The organism is Bacillus sp. 05T31, from assembly GCF_056396725.1.
This window is the reverse complement of the sequence record NZ_JBFTMA010001443.1, coordinates 1-409: the sequence shown is the minus strand read 5'-3', so window position 1 is coordinate 409 and position 409 is coordinate 1. Positions and strand designations below refer to the sequence as shown.

The 409-nt window shown below is 27.6% G+C and carries 1 protein-coding gene; it reads right to left on the bottom strand.

The genetic code is table 11. From position 1 onward, the window contains the following. Positions 1-22 precede the first annotated feature (22 nt). The coding region (locus AC1DJR_RS33735) for a DUF7852 domain-containing protein (RefSeq protein WP_477004644.1) at positions 23-409 on the bottom strand (387 nt) is incomplete at its 5' end.

Genomic DNA, 409 nt, shown 5'->3' with positions numbered 1-409 from the left:
AATCAAGGGAATATAATCATTTTTATGTAATTCGCACTTGTACTTCCTGTTCTTGTATCACTTGAATGATTAATTCCAATACAATATTTTGTACTAACTGATACACATTRTCATSAAATGTACTTTGTTCTGAAATGTATTCAATACATTGATAAATATAGCCTTCTACAAATAAGCTCCCTTTTTCAACTGTAAATCTATTTTGTCCATTCTTTTTTACTTTTGGTACTAAAAATTCGGTTTTTGTCAAAATAATCTCCTGTTCCACCTCTTTTATTCCTATGACTTTTTCTGTAAATACMACTTTTTCTCGTAAACTAATTTCACCTTTATATTTTCCTATTTCTATTGGTAGTCTGGCTGTTATATAATTATTTACTTCTCCTTCATTTCCACTCTCTAATATTAT